Annotated in this window: 17 protein-coding genes and 1 tRNA gene; 12 read left to right on the forward strand and 6 right to left on the reverse strand. The window is 66.1% G+C overall.

What is annotated here, in order from left to right; translation table 11 throughout:
- The first annotated feature begins 14 nt into the window (after positions 1 to 14).
- The 4 genes from ACFYO1_RS38570 (at position 15) to ACFYO1_RS38585 (ending at position 9503) form a co-directional block, all read left to right on the forward strand.
- Complete coding sequence (locus tag ACFYO1_RS38570; protein ID WP_387242792.1) at positions 15 to 6260, forward strand: type I polyketide synthase; 6246 nt, start codon at positions 15 to 17, stop codon at positions 6258 to 6260.
- A 103-nt stretch (positions 6261 to 6363) separates the two neighbouring features.
- The gene (locus tag ACFYO1_RS38575) at positions 6364 to 6927 is read left to right on the forward strand and encodes a hypothetical protein (protein WP_387242795.1); all 564 of its coding nucleotides are present in this window, start codon (positions 6364 to 6366) and stop codon (positions 6925 to 6927) included.
- Positions 6928 to 7037: 110 nt separating this feature from the next.
- Positions 7038 to 8138 (forward strand): phenazine antibiotic biosynthesis protein, encoded by a 1101-nt coding sequence (locus tag ACFYO1_RS38580; RefSeq protein ID WP_387242798.1) that lies wholly within the window; start codon positions 7038 to 7040, stop codon positions 8136 to 8138.
- Positions 8139 to 9503 carry an aldehyde dehydrogenase family protein gene (locus ACFYO1_RS38585; protein WP_387242801.1) on the forward strand — a complete coding sequence of 455 codons (1365 nt, stop codon included), beginning with the start codon at positions 8139 to 8141 and terminating at the stop codon, positions 9501 to 9503. It begins immediately after the preceding gene.
- On the opposite strand, the gene ACFYO1_RS38590 is transcribed toward ACFYO1_RS38585, so the two are convergent.
- From ACFYO1_RS38590 to ACFYO1_RS38600, 3 genes are all read right to left on the reverse strand, one after another.
- On the reverse strand, positions 9484 to 9777 hold the full coding sequence (locus tag ACFYO1_RS38590; protein WP_387242803.1) for an acyl carrier protein: 294 nt from the start codon (positions 9775 to 9777) through the stop codon (positions 9484 to 9486). The genes ACFYO1_RS38585 and ACFYO1_RS38590 overlap by 20 nt on opposite strands.
- A complete protein-coding gene (locus tag ACFYO1_RS38595) occupies positions 9774 to 10646 on the reverse strand; it encodes an NRDE family protein (protein ID WP_387242806.1) in 873 nt (290 codons plus the stop codon). Before ACFYO1_RS38595 ends, ACFYO1_RS38590 begins: the two co-directional genes overlap by 4 nt.
- 126 nt (positions 10647 to 10772) lie before the next feature.
- Positions 10773 to 10846, reverse strand: a tRNA-Met gene (locus tag ACFYO1_RS38600).
- A 280-nt stretch (positions 10847 to 11126) separates the two neighbouring features.
- On the opposite strand from ACFYO1_RS38600, the gene ACFYO1_RS38605 reads away from it, so the two are divergent.
- The 4 genes from ACFYO1_RS38605 (at position 11127) to ACFYO1_RS38620 (ending at position 16837) form a co-directional block, all read left to right on the forward strand.
- A complete protein-coding gene (locus ACFYO1_RS38605; RefSeq protein ID WP_387242809.1) occupies positions 11127 to 12836 on the forward strand; it encodes an MDR family MFS transporter in 1710 nt (569 codons plus the stop codon).
- A gap of 529 nt (positions 12837 to 13365) precedes the next feature.
- Positions 13366 to 14199: an acyl-CoA thioesterase gene (locus tag ACFYO1_RS38610; protein ID WP_387242812.1), complete on the forward strand. Its 834-nt coding sequence runs from the start codon at positions 13366 to 13368 to the stop codon at positions 14197 to 14199.
- Positions 14199 to 15587 carry a hypothetical protein gene (locus tag ACFYO1_RS38615; protein ID WP_387242815.1) on the forward strand — a complete coding sequence of 463 codons (1389 nt, stop codon included), beginning with the start codon at positions 14199 to 14201 and terminating at the stop codon, positions 15585 to 15587. The genes ACFYO1_RS38610 and ACFYO1_RS38615 overlap by 1 nt, the downstream gene beginning before the upstream one ends.
- A complete protein-coding gene (locus ACFYO1_RS38620) occupies positions 15584 to 16837 on the forward strand; it encodes a cytochrome P450 (RefSeq protein WP_387242818.1) in 1254 nt (417 codons plus the stop codon). The genes ACFYO1_RS38615 and ACFYO1_RS38620 overlap by 4 nt, the downstream gene beginning before the upstream one ends.
- A gap of 48 nt (positions 16838 to 16885) precedes the next feature.
- Here the strand turns inward: ACFYO1_RS38620 and ACFYO1_RS38625 are convergent, their stop codons facing one another.
- Complete coding sequence (locus tag ACFYO1_RS38625; RefSeq protein ID WP_387242822.1) at positions 16886 to 18415, reverse strand: aldehyde dehydrogenase family protein; 1530 nt, start codon at positions 18413 to 18415, stop codon at positions 16886 to 16888.
- A 112-nt stretch (positions 18416 to 18527) separates the two neighbouring features.
- On the opposite strand from ACFYO1_RS38625, the gene ACFYO1_RS38630 reads away from it, so the two are divergent.
- Positions 18528 to 18980, forward strand: coding sequence for an Lrp/AsnC family transcriptional regulator (locus ACFYO1_RS38630; RefSeq protein WP_150404358.1), 453 nt, complete (start codon positions 18528 to 18530; stop codon positions 18978 to 18980).
- Positions 18981 to 19043: 63 nt separating this feature from the next.
- Positions 19044 to 20378, forward strand: a complete 1335-nt coding sequence (gene lat, locus ACFYO1_RS38635) for an L-lysine 6-transaminase (RefSeq protein ID WP_387242826.1) — start codon at positions 19044 to 19046, stop codon at positions 20376 to 20378.
- A 324-nt stretch (positions 20379 to 20702) separates the two neighbouring features.
- Here the strand turns inward: lat and ACFYO1_RS38640 are convergent, their stop codons facing one another.
- A complete protein-coding gene (locus ACFYO1_RS38640; RefSeq protein ID WP_387242829.1) occupies positions 20703 to 21047 on the reverse strand; it encodes a hypothetical protein in 345 nt (114 codons plus the stop codon).
- 220 nt (positions 21048 to 21267) lie between these two features.
- Positions 21268 to 21705, reverse strand: a complete 438-nt coding sequence (locus tag ACFYO1_RS38645) for a DUF1707 domain-containing protein (protein ID WP_387242832.1) — start codon at positions 21703 to 21705, stop codon at positions 21268 to 21270.
- Between the two features lie 30 nt (positions 21706 to 21735).
- Here ACFYO1_RS38645 and ACFYO1_RS38650 point away from each other — a divergent pair, with 30 nt between their 5' ends.
- Together ACFYO1_RS38650 and ACFYO1_RS38655 are read left to right on the forward strand one after the other, a co-directional pair.
- Positions 21736 to 23274 (forward strand): protein kinase, encoded by a 1539-nt coding sequence (locus ACFYO1_RS38650; RefSeq protein ID WP_387242834.1) that lies wholly within the window; start codon positions 21736 to 21738, stop codon positions 23272 to 23274.
- A gap of 178 nt (positions 23275 to 23452) precedes the next feature.
- The gene (locus ACFYO1_RS38655) at positions 23453 to 25756 is read left to right on the forward strand and encodes a protein kinase (protein ID WP_387242837.1); all 2304 of its coding nucleotides are present in this window, start codon (positions 23453 to 23455) and stop codon (positions 25754 to 25756) included.
- The last annotated feature ends 243 nt before the right edge of the window (positions 25757 to 25999 follow it).

Below are 25999 nucleotides of genomic sequence, written 5' to 3' on the forward strand. Positions count from 1 at the left end.
TGATCGGCCGGGACATGCGTGGGTGGGTGTCTTGGCGAATTCTGTTCGGTCGGCGACGTTCGGGGAGGATCGGTCACGTGGAGGCTGAAAAGTCCTCTCTCACAGGTAGATTGCTGGTGGGGTCTACCGAGTCGGATCACGAAGAAGACGGTATTGCCATCGTCGGAATGGGTTGCCGTTTCGCCGGTGATATCAGGTCTCCAGAAGATCTGTGGAAATTCATGATCGATCGCCGTGACGCAATATCCACATTTCCGGATAATCGTGGCTGGGATGCACCGAACGGTGTCGGGTCCGATCCGCTCGGACGGCTTTACGTACGTTCCGGGTGTTTTCTGCACGACGTGGATGAGTTCGATTCTGGGTTCTTCGACATTTCGCCGCGCGAGGCTCTTGCTATGGACCCGCAACACCGGCTTTTATTGGAAGTGTCGTGGGAGAGTATCGAAAGCGCCGGTATCGTTCCAGCTACCCTGAAAGGGAATCAGATCGGTGTATTCTTCGGTGTCACCGATAGCGACTATGTCGAACTCTTGGAACGATCGGAAACAACCGAAGGCTACCGGGTCCTCGGCACCGCACTCGGGATGGCGTCGGGTCGCATTTCCTATGCGCTCGACCTGAAAGGGCCGTCCCTCACCGTCCACACCGCGTGTTCGTCCTCGCTCGTAGGCCTTCATCTCGCCGCTCAGGCGCTGCGCCGGGGCGAATGCAGCATGGCCCTGGCCGGCGGCGCCGCTGTGATGTCCACCCCCCGGACCCTCATCGAATTCTGCAAGCAACGCGGATTGGCGCCGGATGGGCGATGCAAGCCGTTCGCCGCGGCCGCGGACGGCACTATGTGGGCCGAAGGTGCCGGAGTACTTCTGCTGGAAAGACTTTCGGCGGCCAGACGCAATGGCCATCCGGTGCTGGCCATCGTCCGCGGGACGGCGGTCAATCAAGACGGCCGGAGCAACGGGCAGATCGCACCCAACGGTCTCGCCCAGCGACAGGTGATCGAGCACGCGCTCGCCGACGCCCGGCTCGGTACGCACGATATCGACGCGCTGGAAGCCCACGGCACCGGCACGGTGCTCGGCGACTCGGTTGAGGCGGCGGCGCTGCTCGCCACGTACGGCCGGGACCGGCCGTCGGATCGGCCACTGTGGATCGGGTCGTTGAAATCGAACATCGGTCACACGACGGCCGCGGCCGGTATCGCCGGTGTGATCAAGATGGTGCTGGCGATGCGGAACGGGGTACTGCCCGCGACCGTGCACGTCGACCAGCCGACGCCGCACGTGAACTGGTCCGCCGGATCGATTGCGCTCCTGACCGAGCACACCCGTTGGCCCCAGCAAGCGGGGCCACGTCGTGTCGGCGTGTCGGCGTTCGGCGTCACCGGCACCAACGCGCACGCGATCATCGAGTCAGCGCCATCCGGCGACGAGCCGGGTCCCCCGCCCGAAGGCGCTCCGAGACCCGGCGAATTCCCGATCCCGATCCTGATCTCGGGGCGAGATGACGCGGCACTGATCGACCAGGCCCGCCGATTGCGCGACCACGTGCTCGCGCACGCCGAACTCTCGATCACCGATATCGGATTCTCCTCGGCGACAACTCGTACGGCATTTTCGCACCGTGCGGTGGTGCTTGCCCACACCAGGACGGACATGCTGGCTGGATTGGATTCCCTGCTGGCCGGGCGCAGTGCGCCGGATGTTCGGCGCGGCGTGGCCTCATCCCGTACCCGGCTCGCATTTCTCTTCGCGGGTGGCGGATCACAGCGCGCGGGTATGGGCAGGCAGTTGTACGAAACGCTGCCGGTTTTCGCCTCCGCCCTGGACGAGGTCTGCCGACATCTGGACGAGCACCTCGGCTGCTCGCTGCGGGAAATAATGTTCGCGCCCGCCGAGACCGGCCGATCCACGGCGCTCGACCAGATCGGGTATGGCCAGCCCGCATTGTTTGCCCTGGAAGTCGCGCTGTTCCGGGTGCTGGAACGCTACGGGATGCGACCCGATGTCGTGCTCGCTCACTCCGTCGGCGAGTTGGCGGCGGCGCACGTGGCAGGTGTCCTCACGCTGCCGGACGCATGCCTGGTGGTGGCCGTCCGGAGCCGGCTGATGCAATCGATGCCGAGCGATGGCGCCATGATCGCGATCGGGGCACCCGCGGACGCGGTACTGCCCGCGTTGGCCGGATACGAAGGCCGGGTGAGTATCGCGGCATCGAACGGACCGTCGTCCACGGTCATCTCCGGCGACGGCGCCATCGTTGCGCGAATCGCCGAAGCGTGGGCGGTGCAGGGATATCGAACCCATCGGTTGCGTATGAGCCGCGCCTGTCATTCGCCGCATATGGACGGCATGTTGGACGAATTTCGGAAAACTCTTGCCACGCTAACTTTTTCGTCACCGGCCATACCGGTTGTATCCGCGGTAACCGGCGACTTCGCGACCGCCGATCTACTCTGCTCGGTGGAGTACTGGGTAACGCAAGTCCGCCAGACCGTGCGCTTCGGGGAAGGCATGCGTCGGCTCGAGAGTTGTGGTGTCACCGGATTTCTCGAGCTGGGCCCCGACGGCGCGCTGACGACGCTGGCGCGGGCATGCCTGCCCGACGACGCTGTCACGGTACCGATAGTCACTGCGCGGGCCGGCGAATTGCCCGGGTTGATCGGTGCGCTCGCCGCGCTCCACGTGCACGGCGTGACGCCGGACTGGAACGCGGTCTTCGCGGGGTGTGGCGCTCAGCGAATCGACCTGCCGACCTATGCCTTTCAGCGACGCCGCTTCTGGCCCGAGATTGGGCGCACGCGCGTCGGCGCCGCGTACGGGCACCGAGAGATCGGCCATCCATGGCTGAATACTGTTACAGCCGTAGCTAATACGGACACATTCTTACTCGATGGATGCCTATCCACCCGTGCTCAATCGTGGCTCTCGGATCATCGAGTATTGGGCGCCACGGTGTTTCCGGGCACGGCGATGCTCGAACTAGCGCTGCGGGCCGGTCGTCTGGTCGGTTGCGGACGGGTGCAGGAGCTCGTGCTGGAAGCGCCGATGGAATTACCGGAGGAGGGAGAACTCTGGCTGCAACTGACCATCGGCGCCGCTCATGACACCAATGGCCGACCGGTGGAGATTCTTTCCAAGGCCGCCGCTGCGGCCGATACTGCGCCGTGGACTCGGCACGCCATCGGCATACTCACACCCGACGTCGGCCCAGCCGAGCACACCGCCGTGGAGTGGCCGCCCTCCGACACGGCGATCGCCGAGATCGGCGACTTCTACCAGCGGCTCGCCGAGCGAGGCCTGTCCCTCGGTCCGGCCTTCCGATGCCTGCGGGCAGCCTGGGTGGGCGCAGGCGGGGTCTACACCGAGGTCGATCTCGCCGGGCGCGTCGACGCGGACTTCCAGCAGCGGTTCGATATGCACCCGGCACTGTTGGACGCGGCTGTGGGCGGAGCCGATTTGATCGTGCCGTCCGGTGCCGACTCGAGTGGACCGCCGGTACCCTTCGTCTGGCGGGGTGTGTCCGTGTATTCGCGGGGTGCTGAACGACTGCGAGTGCACGTCGTGCCGACCGGGCCCACCGAGGTGGCCATCACGGCCACCGACGAGACCGGAACACCGGTCATCTCGATCGAGTCGTTGCGGTGGCGTCCGGCGCGCGCTCGAGTTGCTCGCGCCGAGCCGCGGCTGTACCTCCCCGGATGGTCGCCGATGCCTCATCCGAATCCCGCTGTTGCTTCGCTGCCGGTGCAAACAACCATCGCGACAAGTGATTTCGAGCGGCTGGCCACGTTGGCGCGTGGATCGGTCATACCGGATGCGGTGTTCGTGCAATGTTTCGTGGCCGCCGATTCTTGTGCGGATGCTGGGTCAGCGGATCGGATCCGCGCCACCGTGACCGAGCTGTGCGACCTGATCCGGCGGTGGATGGCGATCGACCGGTTTGCCGCGTCGCGACTGGTGGTGCTGACCCGGGGCGCCGTCGCGGTCGGCGTCGACGAGTGCGTAACCGACCTGACCTGCGCCCCGGTCTGGGGGCTCGTCCGCGCCGCGCAAGCCGAGCATCCCGGTCGGCTCGTACTGGTGGATCTCGATCATCAGAGCGACGCCCAGAGGGTGATGGTGGCCGCGCTCGCTATGGACGAAGACCAGGTGGCTATACGGGAGGGCCGGTTGTATCGGCCCGCGCTCACCGGCGACCTCGCCGACCTGCCTTATCCGCCAGGGGGCGTGCCGTGGCGGCTCCGCCAGCAACACCCCGGGTTGCTGGACCGGTTCGCCGTCCTTCCCTGCCGGGAGGCAGAAAAGCCGTTGCTGGACGGCGAGATTCGTATCCAGGTTCGCGCCGCGGGGCTCAACTTCCGCGATGTGCTCACTGCGCTCGCCAGCCTGCCGGGAGAGGTGGGGAAAACTGGCGAGGCCGCAGGCGTTGTCATCGAAACTGGCTCTGCGGTAACAAATTTCGTGCCAGGGGATCGAGTGATGGGTCTGTTCGCGGCGCCCTTCGCCGCCATTGCGACCACCGATCAGCGTCTCGCCGCGCGCGTCCCGGCCGGGTGGTCGTTCGGCGTGGCGGCGGCATTCCCGGTGGCGTACCTCACCGCGTATCACGCTTTGATCGAGCGGGCTGGGGTACGACCTGGCGACAAGTTGCTGATCCACGCCGGTGCGGGCGGCGTCGGGCTGGCCGCGATACATCTCGCCGGACATCTGGGCGCGGAAATCTTCGCAACCGCGAGCAGTGCCAAATGGCCGATCCTGCGCGAGTTGGGGATACCCGACACCCATATCGCGTCTTCCCGCGATCTCGGCTTCGCCGAACAGTTCGGTGCGCGGACCGGTGGTCGCGGACTCGACGTGGTGCTGAACAGCCTCGGATCCGAGTACATCGATGCGTCGTTGCCGCTGCTGGCGGCGGGGGGACGCTTCATCGAACTGGGGAAGGTCGACATCCGCCACCCCGAGCGCATGCGGGACGAACATCCGGGCGTCGTCTATGCCGCGTTCGACCTTGCGGACTTCGACGCGGACGACATCCACCGAATGATGGGCGCGCTCCTGGCTTCGGTCGCGGCCGGGCGGATTTCGCCGTTGCCCGTGCGAGCCTGGCCGATCGAGCATGCGTCGCGGGCATTCCGTTTCATGAGTCAGGCCAGACACGTGGGCAAGGTCGTGCTGAGCGCGCCTACTGCGGTGAACCGGGACGGGACGGTATTGATCACTGGCGGTACCGGGACCCTGGGTGGGCTGGTCGCCCGTCATCTGGTCGTCAAGCACCAGATCCGGCAGTTAATGCTGGTGAGTCGTCGGGGGATAGATGCTCCTGGGGCGCAAGAACTCTCGACGGAATTGACAGACGCGGGCGCGACCGTACGCATCATCGCGTGCGACGTCGCCGATCGTGCCGCCTTGGCGGTGGCCCTCGATCTGATCCCGGCCGAGCATCCGTTGACGATGGTCGTGCATGCCGCCGGCACGCTCGATGACGGGATGCTCGACGCACTGACACCGGAGCGCATCGATCGGGTGCTTCGCCCGAAAGTTGACGGGGCACTGCACCTGCACGAATTGACCCGAGACCTCGATGTGGCGCGATTTGTGTTGTTTTCCTCCGGTGCGGGTCTGTTCGGTGTCGCGGGGCAGGCCGTTTACGGCGCGGCGAATTCCTTCCTGGACGCACTGGCCCGGCAGCGCAGGTCGGCGGGCTTGCCCGCAGTGTCGCTGGCGTGGGGGTGGTGGGACACCACGACCGGAATGGGCAGCGCGCTCGGTGCCCGTCTGCTCCGCACCCTCGCCCGCAGCGGCATGGCGCCGCTGCCCATCGCCGATGCGCTGGCGCTGCTCGATTCTGCGCTGCAGTCCACCGAAGCTGTTCTTGCACCGCTCAATCTGATTCCGGCGGCCACCGGCTCGAGGATCGGTGTGCCCGGTCGTCCGCCAGCCGATGGCAGCACTGCCGGCGGGCAACGGCTGGCGGCGTTGCCCGCCGAGGAGCGGGACCGCGCATTACTCGACCTGGTGTGCGCGCACGTGGCCGCGGTGTTGGGACACGACGCACAGGAGGCTTTATCGATCGAGGACGAGTTCTCCAGTCTCGGCTTGGATTCGCTGTGCGCAACCGAGCTTCGCAACCGATTGAACGCCGATACCGGGCTATGGCTGTCACCGACAATGATCTTCGATTTTCCCACCCCGATGTTGCTGACCAAGCATCTGTCCGACTCCATGGTGGCTCTCGGCGTCGGAAACGACCCGGGTTAGGCACCGCGCGCCATGAGGGCTCGCAAGCATTGCAATATTATAATCGTATCGACCGATCGACTCTTGAAAAAATCAGCATGAACCGATTCCAGGAGGAGAGTCTGTGTTCGAATTTTCTGTCAACCGTGCAAGTCGGTCCACAGCGATCGTACTGTGCGCTGTTGCCGTGTCGTTTACGCCATCGAACGTCGCGACCGCCGCGGATAAGGTCATAGACGCGGTATGCATATTTTCTGGAACCGTATCGTTCGATCCGCCGCTCAGTGAAAATGCCGAGGACACCAAGGTTATCGGTACGGTCAAGGAGGATGGTGCCACCTGTAAAGATGGCGATGGGAAGGCCATAAAGGGGCCGAAATCCGTTACTTTCACAGGAAAAGTCGAGGACGAAAAAGGTACCAGCGACGACTCGGCTGAGGATGAGGGTGACGTCAAGTGGTCGGACGGCACGTTCAGCCATATAAAGTCACGGAGGATCGGAGGGACCGATCCGGATGGCAAGAGCGTGGACAAGTTCTACTTCAAGGGTAAAGTTTCGAAGGATTCGACCAAGTTTGCTGGAGACGACGCAGACGCAAAAGGAGACGAGAAACCAAAAGCTGGCGACAAGGAAGTCAAGACAGAAGGCTTCAAGTTGACCATGACGTTCTCGCATCCGGCATCCTGAACGCAATATCCGGATGATCTGACGGAATATATTCGACCGCTACGGAAGGGGGCGGTCGTCGGCTCGTTGTCGACGACCGTGCCTCCTGCGGATATCGAGGAGTCGAATCCATGACTTACGTTTACGAGCAGTCTTCGCGCGGCGGCTTCGGGCGTGCGATGCCGTCCGGCGAGTTCATTGAATCAGTCATGCACTGGCATTTCTCGCCGACGACCGGGTCGCCGTTCTGGCTGCGTAAGGCGAAGGAGTTCGATTTCGACCCGCTCGCCGATGTGCGCACTCCGCAGGATTTGAAGTTGTTTCCCGATATAGCCGACGAGTTACGTAACGTCCCGGTGGGTGATCTTGTGCCGCGCGGCTATGGCGCCGATCCGGAGATATATGCCGTCTACGATTCGGGCGGTACTACCGGCGCACCCAAGCGGTTGGTATTCATGGCCGACTGGATGAATCTATTGATGGAATGGTCGAGTCGAGATCTGGACACGCGTGGTTATCGGCACGGATCCAACTGGCTTGCCCTTGTTCCGAGCGGCCCACATTTGTTTGGTGATTTCACTGCGGAAATGGTCAGACGCAGGGGTGGATTTCGCTTCACTATAGATATGGATCCGCGGTGGGTGAAAGAATGTGTTCGGATCGGAGATAAAGTAGCGGCGGCCCGCTACATGAGTCATCTGGTGGCACAGACCGAGGATGTACTCCGCACGCAGGACATCGCGGTCATGGTGGTTACCCCACCGCTGTTGGAACAGATCTCCCGGAACAGTGAGCTCGTCGAGCTGATCAACCGGAAAATAGAGTTGATTATCTGGGGCGGCGCGCACATGGGATCGGATACGCGTCGGGTATTCCGCACCGAGCTGTTCCCGGATATCAGCTTCTATGGTTACTACGGCAGCGTGACGATGCTCGGTACATCGGTCGAAAGAGCAGGCCTGGCCGCCGACGATCCGTGCGTGTTCGATACCTTCTCGCCGTATATTTTTCTTTCTGTGGTCGACCCCGATACGAGAACGGAAGTGGCCTACGGTGAGCGCGGTCGGGTGATCATGAACCATGTCAGCAAGAGCATGCTGCTGCCGAACAATCTGGAACGTGATCTCGCGGTGCGGGTGCGAGCACCGGAAGGCGGCATCGGCGATTCCGTCGCCGATATCCGGCCGATTTCGGCCCTGTCCGGCAACCCGGTCATCGAGGGCGTCTACTGAATGAACGGCTTGATCCAACTGGATGCCCTCGGTCCGCGTGGGCGTTTCAGGGCGGACAATCGCTTCGAGATTCGCGACGTCGCCGATCTGCCTATCGCTGAGATGTCCTTGGCACCTTCGGTATTCGTATACAACAGTCTCGCCGCGCTGCGGCAGGCACCGGCGATGCCGGACGCGAAACGCGCGGCGGCGCTGGTCAGAGCCGGGCAAATCTTCGCTGCCGAGACCATTGATGGCCTGTCGGTGCGGGAGTACGAGCATGTGGTCAGCCGAGTCTCCGGGGTGCCGATTTCCGCGGTCCGCGCCGCGACCCGGTATATCGCCGATGTGGCGCGGGGGGTGTGCCAGGCGGTTCAGGAGGTGTGCCCCGTGGACGACGACCGTGCTCCGCGCTCCCGGCGCCTGCTTTGGGCCAGGCGTGCCGACGTGCTCGCGATCAATGCCGCGGGTAATCATCCCGCGGCGCAATCCCGCTGGCTGGAAGCAGTCGCGCTGGGTTACCGAGTGGCGGTTCGCCCCTCTACCCGCGAACCGTTCACTGCGCATCGTCTTGTCGGCGCGCTGCGGGCGGCGGGTTTCCGGGATGATCACGTCGTGTTGTTGCCCACCGAGCCTGTTTTTTCCGACGATCTCATCGGTGGTGCGGACTTGGCCCTGGTCTATGGCGGGGAGTTGATCGGCAAATACGCCACCGATCGTTCGGTGCTGCTGCAGGGCGCGGGGCGATCGAAGGTACTGCTGACCGGCGATGACTGGCGGCATCAGCTGGATGCGATCGTCGGCTCGATCAGTCACGCGGGCGGAACTACGTGCACGAACACTACCGCCATCTTCGTGCAGCGCGATCCGGCGCAGGTGGCCGACGCCGTCGCCCAGCGACTCGCCGCCCTGCCGAGCAGGCCGCCGGAGGCCGAAGACGCCGTGTTGCCAGTGCAATCCGTGACTACGTCACGCAGGCTCGATACCTACCTGCGGAGCCATGGTGCAGGCACGACCGCCTGGCTGGGTGGTGGCGGTATCGTCGACGAACTCTCCGACGGCAGCGCCGTACTCCGTCCGGCGGTGTTCGAGGTAGAACGCAGCGACGCACCACAGCTCGGTATCGAGCTGCCATTCCCCTGCGTATGGATTGCTCCGTGGTCAACGAAGGATGGCGTGACCCCGCTGCGAAATACTCTCGCGCTGACGGTGATCGGTGCCGAAGGGCGGTCACTCATCGAACAGATGTTGACTGAGCCCACCATCGACACCGTGTATGCGGGTGGCTGTGTCGATCACTGGTCTACGCCCGATCGCCTGCCGGACGGCCGAATAGTCGAATTCCTGATGCGGACCAAGAGTTACGTCAACTCTGTGCTGCCTTGAGCCGCAACAGTTCTCGGGCCAATGCGGCCGGCGTCGGATAGTCGAACAGTACAGTTACGGGCAGCGCCGCACCGGTACACGTGGCCAATCTGTTGCACAGCTCCAGCAGTCCCATCGAATCGAATCCCAGGTCATGAAAGGTGGAATCCGCGTCTGTTGACGGCCGCCCGAGCACGGCTGCGACCGCTCGGTGGATGATCTCGATCAAGGCGTATTCGCCACCGAGCGACTGCGATTCGTCGAAGGGGCCTGGCACGGGCGATTCTTCGATCATTGCTCCGTCTTCGGTGAGCGCGTCAGTTCGAGCGTGCCGGTGAACGAGGCTTCGCCGGTAACTTGGGTGCGGTGGCCGAATGATCGCTCGGTGATCGAAAAGGCGCCGTCCTCTCGGATCAACAACACAGTGCTGCACCGAGTTCCGTAAAGCAGATCGGCGACGAAACGGGCAGAGACGGCGCGTTCGTGCCGTGGCGGCAGGCCGGTATCAGGCAGTTCGTGGTCGTCGGCAACGGTCCGGTCGGCGAGTACGCGCAGATAGCCGGACACGTTGCCGGGATCGGTCTCGATCACCGTGCGTAAACCGCGCAGACCCTCCCGCACTTTGGGCCACGCAGGTGCATCGGATTCGGTGCGAATCTCATGTGGAGAAGCAAGGTCCGAGGAGCCGAGCATGGCGCCATTGGACAACCCATGCAGGCCTGGCGCGAGTGCGAGCGGGGTCGCGGCGCTCCGATTGCTGTGCCACCACAGCGATTCGAGGTCCGAGACCACCAGGTTGTAGCCATTGTAGTCGTCTGGGGCCGCTGCGATCTCGTGCACGAACTTCTCGGGTTCGGTCACATCGCGCAGATGCGCCATCGGCAGTGCGCCACGCGAGCGAGCATCGGTGCGGTGCTCCCGGGGACCATACACATTGGTCACCGTCGCGAATCGACGATCGCGGGGTACCAGGCCTAGCCATGAGCCCGGCACAGGGGTGTCGACATGCAGATCCCGTCCCGCCAGCAGACCGGTTACCTCGGGCCACCAGCGCAGCGATTCCGTTGGCCGCGTATAGAACTCGTCCCGGTTGGCTGCCACGATCAGCCGATACTCCGGATGTGCGCGCCAGCCGATCAGTACCAGACACATGGGTTTCAGCATGCCGCACGGGATCTCGGCCCGAGTGTAAGAATCGCTGAGCCAGAGTGAAAACCTGGTGGGCCTGACGTGCCGGTGTGAGCAAACGAAAACGGCCCGGAGGCTAAAGCTTCCGGGCCGTATCGGTTGTAGCGGGGACAGGATTTGAACCTGCGACCTCTGGGTTATGAGCCCAGCGAGCTACCGAGCTGCTCCACCCCGCGTCGGGTGTTTACAACCTTACACACAGAGTGGCTGGATGCGAAAACGCCTGGTGGGGCGTGTCGTAACGGTGGTGGAAGGTTGATGGGCCGGCGCTGAGGCGATGTGGCTTAGATCACAAATGCTGGCGACTCGAGATAGACATCACTCGACGTTTCCCGAATCGTGACCGAGGTTTATCGTTGCTGCTTAGCTCGTGGGCGCTTGGTCGCCGCGGTCCGGGGACGGGAATGGCCGCAGTTCGACAACTGATGCGGGGCTTTCTTAGTTCAGGAGTTGCTGATGGCGCTGACTCATCGCGGACATCGGACCGAGCGGGTCGACGCGCCCGCGGTGCAGGAGGGTGGTGCGGCGGGCTTCACCCATCGGCAGGTGCTGGTGATTCTGAGCGGCCTGGTCCTGGGCATGTTCATGGCGGCGCTGGATCAGACGATCACGGCGACCGCGGTCCGGACCATCGCCGACGACCTGTCCGGTTATTCGTTGCAGGCATGGGTCACCACGGCGTATCTGATCACCGCGACCTTGACCACGCCGCTGTACGGCAAATTGTCGGATATGTACGGGCGCAGGCCATTTCTGCTCGCCGCGATCGTGATCTTCGTCGGCGGATCGCTGCTGTGCGCGGTCGCGCAGTCGATGTATCAGCTGGCGGTGTTCCGGGCCGTTCAAGGCGTGGGGGCGGGCGGGCTGATGTCGCTGGCCTCGGCGATCCTCGGGGATATCGTGAGTCCGCGCGACCGGGCGAAGTACCAGGGGCATTTCCTGGCGACCTGGGCGATGGCCAGCGTGATCGGGCCGGTGCTCGGCGGCTTGTTCGCAAGTCAGCACACGATTGCGGGGATCACCGGGTGGCGCTGGGTGTTCTTGATCAATGTTCCGGTCGGCTTGGTCGCGCTGGTGGTGGTGTACCGGGTGGTGCGGATGCCGCGGCGCGACCCGGCGCGGGTGCCGGTGGACTGGCTCGGCACGGTCGCGTTCGCCGCAGGTATTACGCCGCTGCTCATCGTGGCCGAGCAGGGGCGCGGTTGGGGGTGGACCAGCGTCGGCGCGGTGATCTGCTATTCGATCGGCGTGGCCGGGGTGCTCGCGTTCATCGGAATCGAAGCGAAGATGGGTGACGCGGCGCTGATTCCGTTGCGGCTCTTCCGGAATCGAACTTTTGCGCTCGGTGTCGCGATCGCGATGGTGGTCGGGGCGTCGCTGTTCGGCGGCATCATCCTGGTGCCGCAGTATCTGCAGGTCGTGCGGGGCGCGAGCCCGATCGCGGCGGGTCTGCAACTGCTGCCGATGGTCGGCGGTCTGATGCTGGGGTCGATCGTGTCGAACCGGCTCATCGCGCGGAGCGGGCGCTATCGGGCGTTTCCGATCATCGGCACCGCGACGGTCGCCGCCGGCTTGTTCCTGTTCCACTATCTGACGCCGGACACGCCGCTGTGGCGCACCATGATCTTCATGGCGATCACCGGGGTCGGGCTGGGAAACCTGTTGCAGCCCATCACCTTAGCGATCCAGAACGCCGCCGCGCCCGCGGATATGGGGGTGTCCAGTGCGGCCGCCACGTTCTTCCGGCAGGTCGGCGGCACGCTGGGTGTCGCGGCCTTGCTGTCGACGCTGTTCGGGCTGTTGCCGGCCAAGGTGACCGGCGCGATCGAGGCGGCTTCGACGCACCCGGCGTATCAGCAGGCGGTCATCGCCGGGCTGCACAGCACCAACCCGGCCGATGTCGCCTTCGCGCAGGGGCTGGTGCATCACGACTCCGCCGCGGTGCAGAAGGTGCTCGACGACAGTTCGGTGATCCAGCAGCTGAACCCGACGCTGGCCGGACCGTTGCAGACGGGCTTCGCCGAAGCCATGTCTACGGTGTACGTCGTGGCCGCGGTGCTCGCGCTGGTCGCCTTGGTGATGGTGCTGTTCTGGAAGGAGATCCCGCTGCGAGAATCCGGCGGGGTCGAAGCCGATGCGCGTGCCGACGGAAATGATCCCGAATAGGGAGAACCGCCGGAATAGGGCAGGAATCGGACAGTTTGAATCCATGTTTCAGCTGTTAACTGCTTATTAATTGATCGTGATATCTGCGGTGATATCGCCGCTTGTCGACTGCCGGAAAGAGAATGGCAAATCGTGCTGTGATGACCGATTTGTGCAATTCCTCGGTGGGTGCAGCGGTGTGCTGGATCGGTCGGAAGGGCGAGCCTGTAGGAATCTACGCTCGAACATCCTCGCAGTTCAGGGCTCAATCTGGTGCGTATGGGCGATTCGGGTAGTTCCAGGCTGAAGGATTTCCGTAAAGATACCCTCGCCTACCTGTGAAATGGATTACAGCAGCTTGAACTGTATTAGCTAGAGGTTCACTGTATTTGATACACGGCGTCGCAACATGAGACGAAAATGTCATCGATTTGCGACGCAAACCAATCCACCGGCTCGTGAAGTGGTCTGAACCACCGCTCCGCCGCAGGGGATGGGTGAGCGCGACAGCGTGGTCGCCGATATCGGAACACGGCAAAGAAGGTTGACCATGGTGGAACTACTCGACGCGATGGCGGTGGAGCAAATCGACACGAACTTCTTTCGTGGCAAGCTCCAGCACCGAACCGCGTTGGTCCGGACGTTCGGCGGCGAGGTGGCCGCGCGGGCGCTGGCGGCGGGTTCGTCCGGGATGCACGCCGGATTCTCGGTCCATTCGATCCACGGGTACTTCGTCCGTCCCACGACGCCGGAGATTCCGATCGACTATCTGGTCGACACCGTCAAGCTCGGCCGCTCGTTCGCGGTGCGCCGGATCAAGGCGGTGCAGCACGGCCGGGAGACCTTCCTGATGGTCGCCTCGTTCCACGTCGGCGGCCACGGCGTGCGGCACGCCGACCCGTGCCCGGACGCCCCGGCACCCGACGACCTGAGTCCCATCGGGATGGGCGACGCCGGCAACGAATGGGACGGCTGGGATATCCGCCGGGTGCCGGACGGCGCGATCCGCGCGGCGCGCCAACAGGTTTGGCTCCGCTACACCGGTCAGCTGCCGGACTGTCCGGTGACGCACAGTTGCGCGCTGACCTACGCCAGCGACATGACGTTGCTGGGCGCGGCCGTCGCGGCGCACCCGGGCATCGCCATCCAGACCGCCGCGCTGGACTATTCGATCTGGTTCATGCGGCCGTTCCGGGTGGACGACTGGCTGCTCTACGACGAGATATCGCCGTCCGCGGCCGGCGGCCGGGCCTTCACCCAGGGCCGGATATTCAGTCGCGACGGCGATTTGGTGGCCATGGTCGCGCAGGAACGGATGCTGCGGCTGGCCGAACCCGCGTTCCTCTCGGACACCGCGGACCTGCTGGATCGGGAGGCTTCCTGATGGCCCCCGTCTATGTCGGCCTCACCGACAAGGCCTTTCTGCGACTGCACCACGGTTACGGTGCGCCGGTCATCAGCCAGACGGTGACGATCATGGCCAACCGCCTCACCGACGAGCAGCTGAGCGAGATGTACGCCCAGCTGCGTTCCGGCCCGTTCATGCGGCGGGTGCGGCGACCGCGGGTGCCGTTCGCCAAATGGCGCTGGGTGCTCGCGGACACCGCCCTGCCGTTGGCCCTGGAGCGCGCCGCCATCGATGACGCCGCCGCGCTGGCCTGGGCGAACGATCAGGCGCAGTACCCGCTCGATCCGGAAAACGGCTACGGGTGGCGGCTTTCGGCGGTGCCCACCCGGTCCGGCGGCATGGTCTGTTCCTGTGTCGCCTCGCATGCCATCGCCGATGGTCACGCGGGATTGATGGCGGCCATCGGACTGGTCCAGCCCGAACTCGCTACGACGGAGGGCCTCGACGACGTCGTCCGGCTCCGCGACGAGCTGAAGGACGGCCTGAACCGCGGCATCGCCGTTGCGCGAGAGGTCGTTTCGGAGGCTCGTCGTGCCTACCGAGATCCGTTGCACCGCAGGGCGATACGTCACGCCTTGGCGAAAGGTGAGAAGGCACCCGAGCCCCCGCCGCTCGGCTGGCGCGAGGGCTCGGTGATCGCCACCTTCGACGCGGCGCACTGGAAGGAGCTCGCCGCCCAGCGCGGCGGTTCCCCCAATACCCTGTACCTCGCGCTGGTCGCCGATCTCCTGCGGCACTGCGGATCGGTCGGCGAGACAACGCCATTGGTGCTGATGACCGCCGTGCGCATCCTGCGTGAGCAAGCCCAGATCGATTCGAATTCCTTTGCCCGCGTGCCGATCACGGTGCAGCGGGAGTGGCTGGACCGATTCGACCTCGCCCCGCTGCGCGCGGCCAGCAAGGCCGGGTTCGGCTCGGTGCACGGGGTGGGCGCCGGCGGCATCTCGCGCCCGCGAAACATGCCGCCCGAGCTCATCGACGTATTGCCTGAGGGCGTGGTCGAACGGCTCGTCGACACCCCGCCGATCACCGTCGGAATGTGTTCCAACATGGGCGTTCTGGACCCGTTCGTGCCGACGGTGATGCGTCACGGCGCGGAGCCGACTGCCTTCGTGATGCGCGGTGTGTTCCAGGGCATCGACGCCGAACAGGCGGGGCGGCAGCCGATCGCGCTGGCGACCTGGCTCTCGGAGTTCGACGGGAAGATCCAGTGGGTGCTGGAGAGCCTCAAACCCGAAATGGCGCACACCGATGAAGAATTGGGCTTCCTGGCGCGACTGATCGCCGAGGCCTGGGGATTGAACCCGTTGCGGGTCAGCACCGGCGGCGGCAGCACGAGCAAGACAGCCAGGGAGTTCTCATGACCAAGCCGCTGATCAAACTGGGCACCGACTTCGTCTACGACCCGCACCCGGTGTACGACGAACTGCGCAAGCAGGGCCCGATCCATCACGTTCTGCTGCCCAACGGGCTGACCTCCTGGCTGGTGGTCGACTATCAGCTGGCGCGTGAGGTGCTCGCCGACAGCCGGATCAAGAAGGGCGCGGCCGCGCTGGCGCCGATCACGACCAGACTGCGCCCAGGCGACTCGTACACCACGGTGAGCACGGATCTGTGGGAGCACATGCTCAGCTCCGACCCGCCGGATCACACCCGCCTGCGCAGGCTGGTGACCAAGGCGTTCACCGCGCGCACCGTGGAACAGTTGCACCCGCGCATCGATGCGCTCGCGGATCAGCTGCTCGACGAGATGGCGGGCAAGTCCGAGGTCGACCTGATCGCCGATTACGCGCTGCCGATTCCGATGACCGTCATCTGCGAACTGTTCGGCGTGCCGGAGGCCGATCGGGCGCGGTTCCGCGAGCTGTCGACCACGATGACGGCCGCGTCCGCGGAGAACGCCGAAGATCAGGTGACGGCGGCGAATTCGCCGTTCTACGCGACCGCGGCCGAGCGCGGCGCGGCGAGCATCGAGCTGGCCACCTATCTGATCGGGCTGGTCGCCGAGCGCGCGAAGGACCTCGGCGAGGACCTGTTGTCCCAGCTGATCATGGCCAATCACGAAGGAGACAAGCTGAGCGACCGGGAACTCATCGCCATGCTGTTCCTGATCCTGGTGGCCGGCCACGAGACGACGGTCAACCTGATCGGCAACGGGCTCTACGCGATGCTGCGCGACCGGGTGCTCTATGCGGAGCTGACCCGGGCACCGGAGCGGATTCCGGCGGCGATCGAGGAGTTCCTGCGGCACGAGGGGCCGGTTCACCTGGCCACGCTGCGCTACACCTCGGAACCGATCACCCTGGCGGGCATCGACATTCCGGCCGAAGAGCTGGTGTCGGTGTCGCTGGCCGCGGCGGATCACGATCCGGGTCAGTTCGCGAACCCGCACGGCATCGAGATCGGTCAGGCGGGCAAGAGCAAGGGTGGGCACCTGGCGTTCGGGCACGGCATCCACTATTGCGTCGGCGCTCCGCTGGCTCGATTGGAGGCCAAGGTCGCGTTCGACAAGATCTTGGCTCGGTATCCGAACATGAGGATGGCCGACGAGGTGCAGTGGCGGCCGAGTACCTTCCTGCGCGGTCTGCAAACCCTGCCGACCGTGATCGATTGACCGGCCGAGGGCCCAGACCGGTCGTGGTCTGGGCCCTCGAGCTTTCGATCAGCCGAACTTGATGCCCTGTGCCAGTGGCAGTTCGGCGGAGTAGTTGATCGTGTTGGTGGCCCGGCGCATGTACGCCTTCCACGAATCCGAACCGGATTCGCGGCCGCCGCCGGTCTGCTTCTCGCCGCCGAACGCGCCGCCGATCTCGGCGCCGGAGGTGCCGATATTGACGTTGGCGATGCCGCAGTCGGAGCCGTCGGCGGCCAGGAAGCGCTCCGCCTCGCGCTGATCCGAGGTGAACACCGCGGACGAAAGTCCCTGCGGCACTTCGTTGTGCAGGGCGATCGCGGTGTCGAAGTCGTGATAGGTCAGCACGTACAGGATCGGCGCGAAGGTCTCCTCCCGCACCACCGCGGTCTGGGCGGGCATCCGCACGATCGCGGGCCGCACGTAGTACGCGTCGTCGCCGAAACCGTCGACTCGCTCACCGCCGCAGATCAATTCGCCGCCGTCGGCGAGCGCCTTGTCCAGCGCGGCGCGCATACCCGCGTAGGCCCGGCCGTCGATCAGCGGACCGACCAGCACTCCGTCTTCGAGCGGATTGCCCACGCGCAGTTGCTGATACGCGCTCTCGATCCGCTCGACCAGCGGCCCGACCACGTCGGCGTGCACGATCAGCCTGCGCAGCGAGGTACACCGCTGCCCGGCCGTGCCCGCCGCGGCGAACACGATGCCGCGCGCGGCGAGCTCCAAATCCGCTGAGGGCGTGACGATCGCGCCGTTGTTGCCACCGAGCTCCAGCAGGCAACGGCCGAACCGCTCGGCCACCCGCGGCGCCACGATCCTGCCCATCCGCACCGAGCCGGTCGCGCTCACCAGCGCCACCCGCTCGTCGTCCACCAGCTGGGCGCCGATTTCCGCGCCACCCTGAATCAGCTGGTGCACTTCGGGATCCGCGCCGACGTCGGTCGCCGCGCGGCGCAGCAGGGAGTGGCAGGCCAGCGCGGTCAGCGGCGTAGTCTCCGACGGCTTCCACACCACGGTGTCGCCGCAGACCAGCGCGATCGCGGTGTTCCACGCCCACACGGCCACCGGGAAGTTGAACGCCGAGATGACCCCGACGACGCCCAGCGGGTGCCAGGTCTCCATCAACCGGTGGCCCGGTCGCTCCGAGGGCATCGTCTGGCCGTAAAGCTGGCGCGACAGGCCGATCGCGAATTCGCAGACGTCGATCATTTCCTGCACTTCGCCCGCGGCCTCCGGGCCGATCTTGCCTGCCTCCAGCGTGACCAGCTCGGCGAGCTCACTCTTGTGCGTGGTGAGCAGTTCGGCCAGCCTGCGCACCACCGCGGCGCGGACCGGGGCGGGCACCGTGCGCCAGCCGCGGAATGCCGTGGCCGCACGGTCGATTGCGGCATCGACCTCGGCCGATGTGCTGGATCGCAGGGTGGTCAGCTGGGTTCCGGTGATGGGGCTGCGGGCGGGCAGGTCGCCCGATTCGGGGGAATCCACGCCGAGCCCGCGCAGCACCGCCGCCGCGCGCTCCGCCAGTTCCCGGGTGGTCTGGTCGCCGAGTACATCCGTCATCTGTTGTTCCGCCGTACCTTTCGGCCGCATTGCGGCATATCTGTCCCATGTCTTGGGAGGATCGGGGTGAGGTTTCTGCCACGAGGGGGTCCGCCTGGGTTAGTCTCCGCTGATGGCGGATACACCTGCACGACCTGCACTCGACGACATTGATCGCCTGCTGATTCGTGAATTGATGGCCGATGGGCGCGCCACCTTGTCGAACCTGGCCGAGAAGGCGAGCCTGTCGGTGTCCGCCGTGCAATCGCGGGTGCGCAGGCTGGAAGCGCGCGGGGTGATCCGCGGCTACACGGCGCATGTCGACCCGGAGGCACTCGGCCAGCTGTTGTCGGCATTCGTCGCGATCACTCCTCTCGACCCTTCGCAGCCGGATGACGCCCCCGCAGTGTTGCAGCACATCCCCGGGATCGAGGCGTGCCACTCGGTGGCGGGCGACGAGAGCTACATGCTGCTGGTCCGCGTGGCCTCGCCGCGGCACCTCGAGCAACTTCTGCAGGAGATCAGAGCGACCGCCAACGTCAGGACTCGAAGCACCATCATCCTGCAGACATTCTATGACAGGTAGCCGTTACGTGTAATTAATCCGCTTTCCTGTACAGAAACCGTAAATTTTCGTATCCTCGATGGCGTGACCATCGAACTGGAACGCACCCGCCCGGCGGTCACCCCCGCCGCCCGGGTGCACGAGATTCTGTCGGCCAGCATCCTCGCTGATGGCTTCGATTTAGTGCTGGACCTACAGGAGTCCCGCGGCTGCACCCTCGTCGACGAACGCGACGGCAGCACTTACCTCGACATGTTCGGCTTCTTCGCGTCCAACGCACTGGGGATGAATCACCCCGCGCTGGCCGAGGACGCCGACTTCCGCGCTGAGCTGGTGACCGCCGCCCTCAACAAGCCGAGCAACTCCGACATCTACACCGTGGAAATGGCGCGGTTCGTCGAGACGTTCGTCCGGGTACTCGGCGATCCCCGGCTGCCGCACCTGTTCTTCATCGACGGCGGCGGGCTCGCCGTGGAGAACGCGCTGAAGATCGCGTTCGACTGGAAGAGCAGGCACAACGAAAGCAACGGCCGCGCACCGGAACTCGGCACCAAGGTGCTGCACCTGACCGGCGCGTTCCACGGCCGCACCGGCTACACCATGTCGCTGACCAACACCGACCCGGTGAAGACCGCCCGATTCCCCAAGTTCGGCTGGCCGCGCATCGACGCGCCCTACCTGAGCGACGACTTCGACATCGACGAGGCCGAGGCCCGCGCGCTCGACCAGGCGCGCCGCGCGTTCGCCGAAAACCCGCACGACATCGCGTGTTTCATCGCCGAGCCGATCCAGGGCGAGGGCGGCGACCGGCACATGCGGCCGCAGTTCCTGCAGGCCATGCAGCGGCTCTGCCACGACAACGACGCGCTGTTCGTGCTCGACGAGGTGCAGACCGGCGTCGGCATGACCGGCACCACCTGGGCCTACCAGCAGCTCGGCGTGCAGCCGGACATCATCGCGTTCGGCAAGAAGACCCAGGTCTGCGGCGTGATGGCGGGCGGGCGCGTGGACGAGGTGCCGGACAACGTGTTCGTGGTCAACTCCCGGATCAACTCGACCTGGGGCGGCAACCTGACCGACATGGTGCGGGTGCGGCGCATTCTCGAGGTGCTGGAGCAGGATTCGCTGATCGAACGGTCGCAGGCGCTCGGCGCGCACCTGCTGGAGCGGCTGGAAACCCTGGCGCGGCAGCATCCGAGCATCACCGAACCGCGTGGTCGTGGGCTGATGTGCGCGGTCACCGTGTCGTCGGTGCAGCTGCGCGACGAGGTGCTGACCGCGCTGCGCGAACGGGAGCATGTGCTGATCCTCGGTACCGGCGAACGGGGCATTCGCTTCCGGCCGCCGCTGACCGTCAGCGTCGCCGAGCTGGACGCGGCGGTCGACGCGCTGGATCGGGTGCTCGCCGGCTTCGAGTAGACAAGGCATTCGCGCGGCCTGCCCGACGGAACTCCGTCGGTCGGGCCGCGCGTTTTTGCGTTCCAACCGGATGTTTCCGGCAAACTTTCCGCCCCGGCGCGGACTGCCAGGAAATGCAGGTGTCAGCCGTCGCCGCTCCCACCTCCACCGTCGCGTCGGACGCTGCCGCGCCGAACCCGAACACCTTGCTGCACGGTATGCCGCCACTGTCGCCGATGTCTACGCCGCCGACCGGGAACTGAGTCCGGCTGTGGCGGACCATCGTTCGCTGGTCTACGGCGCGCGGCGTCATCTGGACGCGTCGGTTGTGGCGACGCGCGCGGGTCAGCGGGCGGTGGCGCGCAGGCCCAGTGCGCCTTCGACGAAGCGATGGACGGTGGTCAGGCCCGCTTCGAGGGCGGGCTCGTAGCCTGCGCGGGCCCAGCCGGTGAGTTCGGCGGTGCCGTCACCGGTGGGGCGGGCGCCTACCTCGGCGACCATTTCCGCGGTCGTCGGCTCGCATACCGCCCAGGAGAAGTGGGATTCCGCCGCCCAGCCCGCGGTGCGCAGCGCGACGTAGCCCGGGTCGGTGATGCCGCCCTCGGCGAGTGCGGGACGGTCATCGATGCGGTCGTCGGCGCGCAGTGCGCGCAGATACCAAGTACCCGCGTTGATCTCGATCGGTTCCATCAGAGTCCACGCTCGTCGCGGTGCTGCAAGGTCGCTTGCTCCATACCGCGAGGCTAGCGGTCGACCACGACGTGGGCGTCCCGCAGTACCGCGTCGACACCGCGCAGCGCGGTGCAGTCGGTGGTGACGGCGAGGAGGTAGGCGGCCCGGCCGGGTTCGATCACGCCGAGGATGCCGGTGCGCAGGGCGAGTCGGCCGGAGTACGTGCTTGCCGTGGCAATCAGTCGATGGCGTCCTGGCCGCGGTTCCTGCGGTCGCCGCGGTCCCGTCGGCGATCGCGATTGCGGTCGTCGTGGTTGTGCCTGCTGCCGAACAACAGGGCGCCCATCAGCGGGATGGCCAGGAACCACAGCCAGCTGCCGGTGAGGAAGAACAGGATGACCGCGAGGATCGGGATCACCGCCATCACCCGCTCCGGCCACTCGGAGAGGAATCCGGACTCCGGTTTCGCCGGTACCGCCGCCGCTTTGACGAGCGGATCCGGCAGATCGGCGAATACCGGGGTGATGTCTCCGCGTGTGACCGCGGCCGCGACAACCGCACTGCGCTCGTCGAATTCCGCGACACTGAGCCGTCCGGCCGCGAAATGATCGGACAGTCGCTGCATCGCCGCTTCGCGCTCCGCGGTGCCGATACGAATATCGGGTAGGTCCTCCATGAGGAAAAGGCTAGCGGGAGGTTCAGCACTATGGGTGAGACGTGGTTCGGCCACTATCGCCTCGATCGATTGCTCGGCAGCGGTGGCACCGGACAGGTGTGGCGCGCGCACGACAGTATCGCCGATCGTGTCGTCGCGTTGAAGGTGCTGTCCGCCACGGTGGCGGACAACCCGACCTACCGTCAGCGGTTCACCAGGGAGGCGCGGCTGGCTGCCCAGGTGCGCGGACCGCACCTCGCGTCGATCCACGCGTTCGGCGAGCTCGACGGCCGGCTCTATCTCGACATGGAGTTCATCGACGGCACCGATCTGGCCACCCTGCTCCGGCGCGAGGGGCAGCTGGCACCCGCGCGGGCGGTGGCGATCGTGGTGCAGATCGCGCAGGCGCTCGACGCCGCGCACCGGGCGGGGATGGTGCATCGCGACGTCAAACCCGCCAACATCATGGTCGATTCCGCCGGACTCGCGCATCTGATCGACTTCGGCACCGCGTACCGGGCCGACCAGCCCGCGATCACGACGAGCAGCAATGTGGTCGGCACCCTGGCCTACATGGCGCCGGAACGTTTCGTCGGCGCCGGTGACGCCCGCTCGGATCAGTACGCGCTGGCCTGCGTGCTCTATGAATGTCTCACCGCGCAAAGGCCTTTCGGTAACGGTGACGCGGCGCAATCGCTGCACGCGCACCTGATGACCGCCCCGCCGCTGGCCGCGGACTGGAACCCGGCGGTGCCCGCCGGGTTGGACGCGGTCATCACCCGGGGGATGGCCAAGGTTCCCGAGCAGCGGTGCGCCAGTGCGAGCGAGTTCGCGTCGGCCGCGTACGCCGCGATCACCGGGCTCGACGTGCCGACGGTGCAGATCGCGGCCGCGGCACTGCCGACAACAGCGGTATTGCCGACGACAGCGGTGCTGCCGCAGGCATTTCGCGGGGCGGATACGACGGCGATGTGGACGAACGGTTCGGGCGCGATGCGTGGATCCCTGCACGGTGGCGGAGTGACCGCGAACACCGCGGCCAGCGGAACACGAGGTCCCCGTTCGGTTTCCGATGCGCGCTCGGGCAACGGTTCACGGCAGCGGACACGATCTCGGCTTTCGGTCGCCGTGCTGGTAGCGCTGCTCGTGGCGGTGAGTGCCGCGCTGTGGTTCGGGCGGCCGGGATCGCACGGACAGGAGTCGGCGGCGCCGGCGACCACGGTGGCAGGACCGTCGTTGGAGTCCCGGCCGCAGGTCGTTCCCGCGCAACCCCCGGCGACCCAGGTATCGACGCCGGTGCGGGCCGCGCCGGTGGTCGCGACGGCGCCGGTTGCCTGGCAGCCGTGTGACCCGGCGGTGGACGCGCGCGGCTTCGCGGGGGACGGCACGCCATTGCAATGCGTCGCCACCGGCGGCGGGCTTGCGAATTGGCTGCCGCAGACGGCAGGTAACCCGGCAGCAGCACCGAAGCCGGATCTGCCGAAGGCGGACCCGCCGAAGGTCGATTCGCCGAAGCCGGGGCGGGAGGGCCCGCCCGGCGAAAACAACGGGAACGGCAACGGACATGGCAAACACGGCAACGGTAAATAGCGCATGGGCGGGTGTTGCTGACGACACACTGGCCGGTCGCGCGGGGCGGGGTTAGGCTCCGAAGGAGGTTGGGTTCTTTGGTGTTCGCGGCGTGAGCTGGTGTTTTCCGGTGTCGCCGTGGTTGATCGGAGACCGGCGGGCCGGGCCTGGACAAGTCGACGACGACTGGAGGTTCGCGATGGGGGAGGTGCGATTCGGGGGCTACCGGCTGGAGCGGTTACTCGGCCGGGGTGGCATGGGGCAGGTCTGGCTGGCGTACGACGACGCGGGCACGCGCTGGGTGGCGTTGAAGCTGCTGCCGAGCGAGCTGGCGGCGGATGCGGGGTACCGCAAGCGATTCGAACGCGAGGCCGAGGTGGTGGCCAAGCTGCGCGACCCGCATATTCCGCGGATTCATCGGTTCGGGGAGATCGATGGGCGGTTGTTCATCGATATGGAGTTCGTCGAGGGACAGGATCTGGCGAGCAAGGTGGCCGCCGGGAAGCTGGCGCCCGCCGCGGCCGTCGGGATCGTCGGGCAGGTGGCGGTCGCGCTGGATGTGGCGCATCGAGCCGGGCTGGTGCATCGGGATGTCAAGCCGTCCAACATTGTTGTGCATGCCAGCGGGTTCGCGTACCTGATCGACTTCGGCATCGCGCACGGGATCGGTCAAACCGCGGTCACGACAACCGGATTGGCGATCGGGACGCTGGCCTATATGGCGCCGGAGCGGTTCACCGGTAAGGCGGACGCCAGGGCCGATGTCTACTCGCTGGGTTGTGTTCTCTACGAATGCCTCACTGCCGCTAGACCTTACGGTGACACCGATCCCGCACAGCAGATGCACGCGCACCTGATGATCGACCCGCCGCGCGCCGCGTCGCACAACGCCGCGGTTCCGGCCGCGTTGGATGCTGTCATCGCCCGTGCGATGGCCAAGCAGCCCGCCGACCGCTACTCCACCGCAGGAGATTTCGCCGCTGCGGCGCATGCCGCGATCGATGCCCGCCCGCCCGATTCACCCGCCCGCCCGCCGAAATCGCCTGCGCCGACGAAGGTCATGCCGGAGCCCGGACCTACGCCCACCCGTGTCGAGACCCGTCGAGCGGAACCTGCGCGGCCGCCCGGGCCGCTATGGGGTGTCCCGCAGTCGGCACCTGTGCCCAGTCGGGTAGAGACGGGCGGCGAGAAGCTTGCGCAGTCCGTCGGGTCCGGGCAGGGTGTGCCGCGATCCGGTCCCACGGGCGCGGGGCTGGAAGCCGGTCAGGCAGGTGCTGCGCAAAGCTCGCGGCGATCCGGTCCCACGGCCGCTAGTGGGGGTGCCGGTCGGATGGACGGTATGCAGGGTGTGCCGCAAGCTGGGCTCATGCCGGACCAGGGCGGTCGATCAGGGGCCGCCCGCGGGGCGAAACCGCTTGCGCCGACGAAGGTTATGCCCGAGCCGGGGCCAACGCCGACTCGGGTGGAGACTCGGCTCGAGGGGACGTTCTCGCCGCCCGCGAGTGATATTCCGCCGCAGCCGAATTCGGTCGCGCCGGCCGGTGCCGTCGAAGGCCATCGGGTTACCGGGGGAGCGCAGGGATATCCCGCAGTGTCGCAGCGACCAGGTGGCGGTTCGTCCGGTTACGTCGCACCGTCTACGGTTGCGCCACAGTCGGTTTCGGTGGCGCGGCAGATGGGGGCTGCTGCCCGCGGATTGCGTGCGCTGGGGCGGCCGCGTTCGGCTCCGCCGAAGCCGGGGCCCGTCGGTCCGGCGGCCGGTTCTCGGCTGGTGCAGTCGCGACCGGGGGTGCCGCAGCAGCGTTATCCGGTCGGGTATGGGCGGAAGGTTTTTCCGGCTCCGGCGAAACCGCCCAAGTATCAGCGATATTCGGATGCTCGGCGACCTGTTGCGCCGGTGCGGCGCCGGCGGCGTAAGCGCGGTGGGGTGCTGTCCAAGGTGATCGGGGCGCTGGTGGTCATGTTCCTGACGCCGTTCATGCTGGCGGCGGGGTGTGTGGCGCTGCTGGCGGGCACTCGGGCCGGGGACTCGGGTGGGACCGGTGCGCCGCGGCCGACGGCGATGGCCGAGGAGAATCCGGTGCCGCCGCCGGATCACCCCGAGGCGCCGGGGATTCCGGCCGCGGGTACGCCGGTGCGGGACGGGAAGTTCGAGTTCGTGGTGAGTGCGGTCGACACCGGTGTGCATCGCGTGGGCCTGCAGTCGGCGACGGGCTCGTTCGTGATCGTCACGCTCGATGTGCGCAACATCTCCGACGAGTCGAAATGGTTCCTGCCGGTCGGCCAGCGTCTGTTCGACGCACAGGGCACCCCCTTCGAGCACAACCTCACCGCGACCCTGTGGCAGGCCACCCAGCACGGCTACAGCTCGTCGTTCGAGCTGACCCCCGGCCAAACCACAACCACCCAACTGGTTTTCGACGTACCCCCCGGCACCACCCCCACCCACCTGGAACTACACGACTTCGTCCTCTCCAACGGCGTCTCCGTCCGCCTGGACTGACCCGGTTGCCTGGCCCGGCCTGATCGTCAGGCCCGAAGAACGGGTTTTCATGATCAGGGGGAACTGGTGTTGGTATCGGCCGAGAGGTCACCTGCACCAGTTCCCGCTGATCATGAACGTGGCCGCTGGCGGGCATGTGCACACCTGGAGTACCCCTCCGGTTATACCGGCCCTGGTCTGCTGGCCTCGAACTCGGCCGTGATCGGTGAGATTCGCAGTCCCTTTCGGGGTCTGCACCCACTT

Origin of the sequence: Nocardia sp. NPDC006044, assembly GCF_042871115.1 — a bacterium.
Classification (GTDB): Bacteria; Actinomycetota; Actinomycetes; order Mycobacteriales; family Mycobacteriaceae; genus Nocardia.

Bases quoted from the DNA above. Each gene is read 5' to 3' on its own strand.
- ACFYO1_RS38595 (WP_387242806.1), bottom strand. From the start codon at position 10,646: ATGCTGAAACCCATGTGTCTGGTACTGATCGGCTGGCGCGCACATCCG.
- ACFYO1_RS38605 (WP_387242809.1), top strand. From the start codon at position 11,127: ATGGCGCTGACTCATCGCGGACATCGGACCGAGCGGGTCGACGCGCCC.
- ACFYO1_RS38650 (WP_387242834.1), top strand. From the start codon at position 21,736: ATGGGTGAGACGTGGTTCGGCCACTATCGCCTCGATCGATTGCTCGGC.
- ACFYO1_RS38590 (WP_387242803.1), bottom strand. From the start codon at position 9,777: ATGATCGAAGAATCGCCCGTGCCAGGCCCCTTCGACGAATCGCAGTCG.
- ACFYO1_RS38615 (WP_387242815.1), top strand. From the start codon at position 14,199: ATGGCCCCCGTCTATGTCGGCCTCACCGACAAGGCCTTTCTGCGACTG.
- ACFYO1_RS38580 (WP_387242798.1), top strand. From the start codon at position 7,038: ATGACTTACGTTTACGAGCAGTCTTCGCGCGGCGGCTTCGGGCGTGCG.
- ACFYO1_RS38610 (WP_387242812.1), top strand. From the start codon at position 13,366: ATGGTGGAACTACTCGACGCGATGGCGGTGGAGCAAATCGACACGAAC.
- ACFYO1_RS38630 (WP_150404358.1), top strand. From the start codon at position 18,528: ATGGCGGATACACCTGCACGACCTGCACTCGACGACATTGATCGCCTG.
- ACFYO1_RS38625 (WP_387242822.1), bottom strand. From the start codon at position 18,415: ATGACGGATGTACTCGGCGACCAGACCACCCGGGAACTGGCGGAGCGC.
- ACFYO1_RS38645 (WP_387242832.1), bottom strand. From the start codon at position 21,705: ATGGAGGACCTACCCGATATTCGTATCGGCACCGCGGAGCGCGAAGCG.
- ACFYO1_RS38570 (WP_387242792.1), top strand. From the start codon at position 15: ATGCGTGGGTGGGTGTCTTGGCGAATTCTGTTCGGTCGGCGACGTTCG.
- ACFYO1_RS38585 (WP_387242801.1), top strand. From the start codon at position 8,139: ATGAACGGCTTGATCCAACTGGATGCCCTCGGTCCGCGTGGGCGTTTC.
- ACFYO1_RS38655 (WP_387242837.1), top strand. From the start codon at position 23,453: ATGGGGGAGGTGCGATTCGGGGGCTACCGGCTGGAGCGGTTACTCGGC.
- ACFYO1_RS38620 (WP_387242818.1), top strand. From the start codon at position 15,584: ATGACCAAGCCGCTGATCAAACTGGGCACCGACTTCGTCTACGACCCG.
- ACFYO1_RS38640 (WP_387242829.1), bottom strand. From the start codon at position 21,047: ATGGAACCGATCGAGATCAACGCGGGTACTTGGTATCTGCGCGCACTG.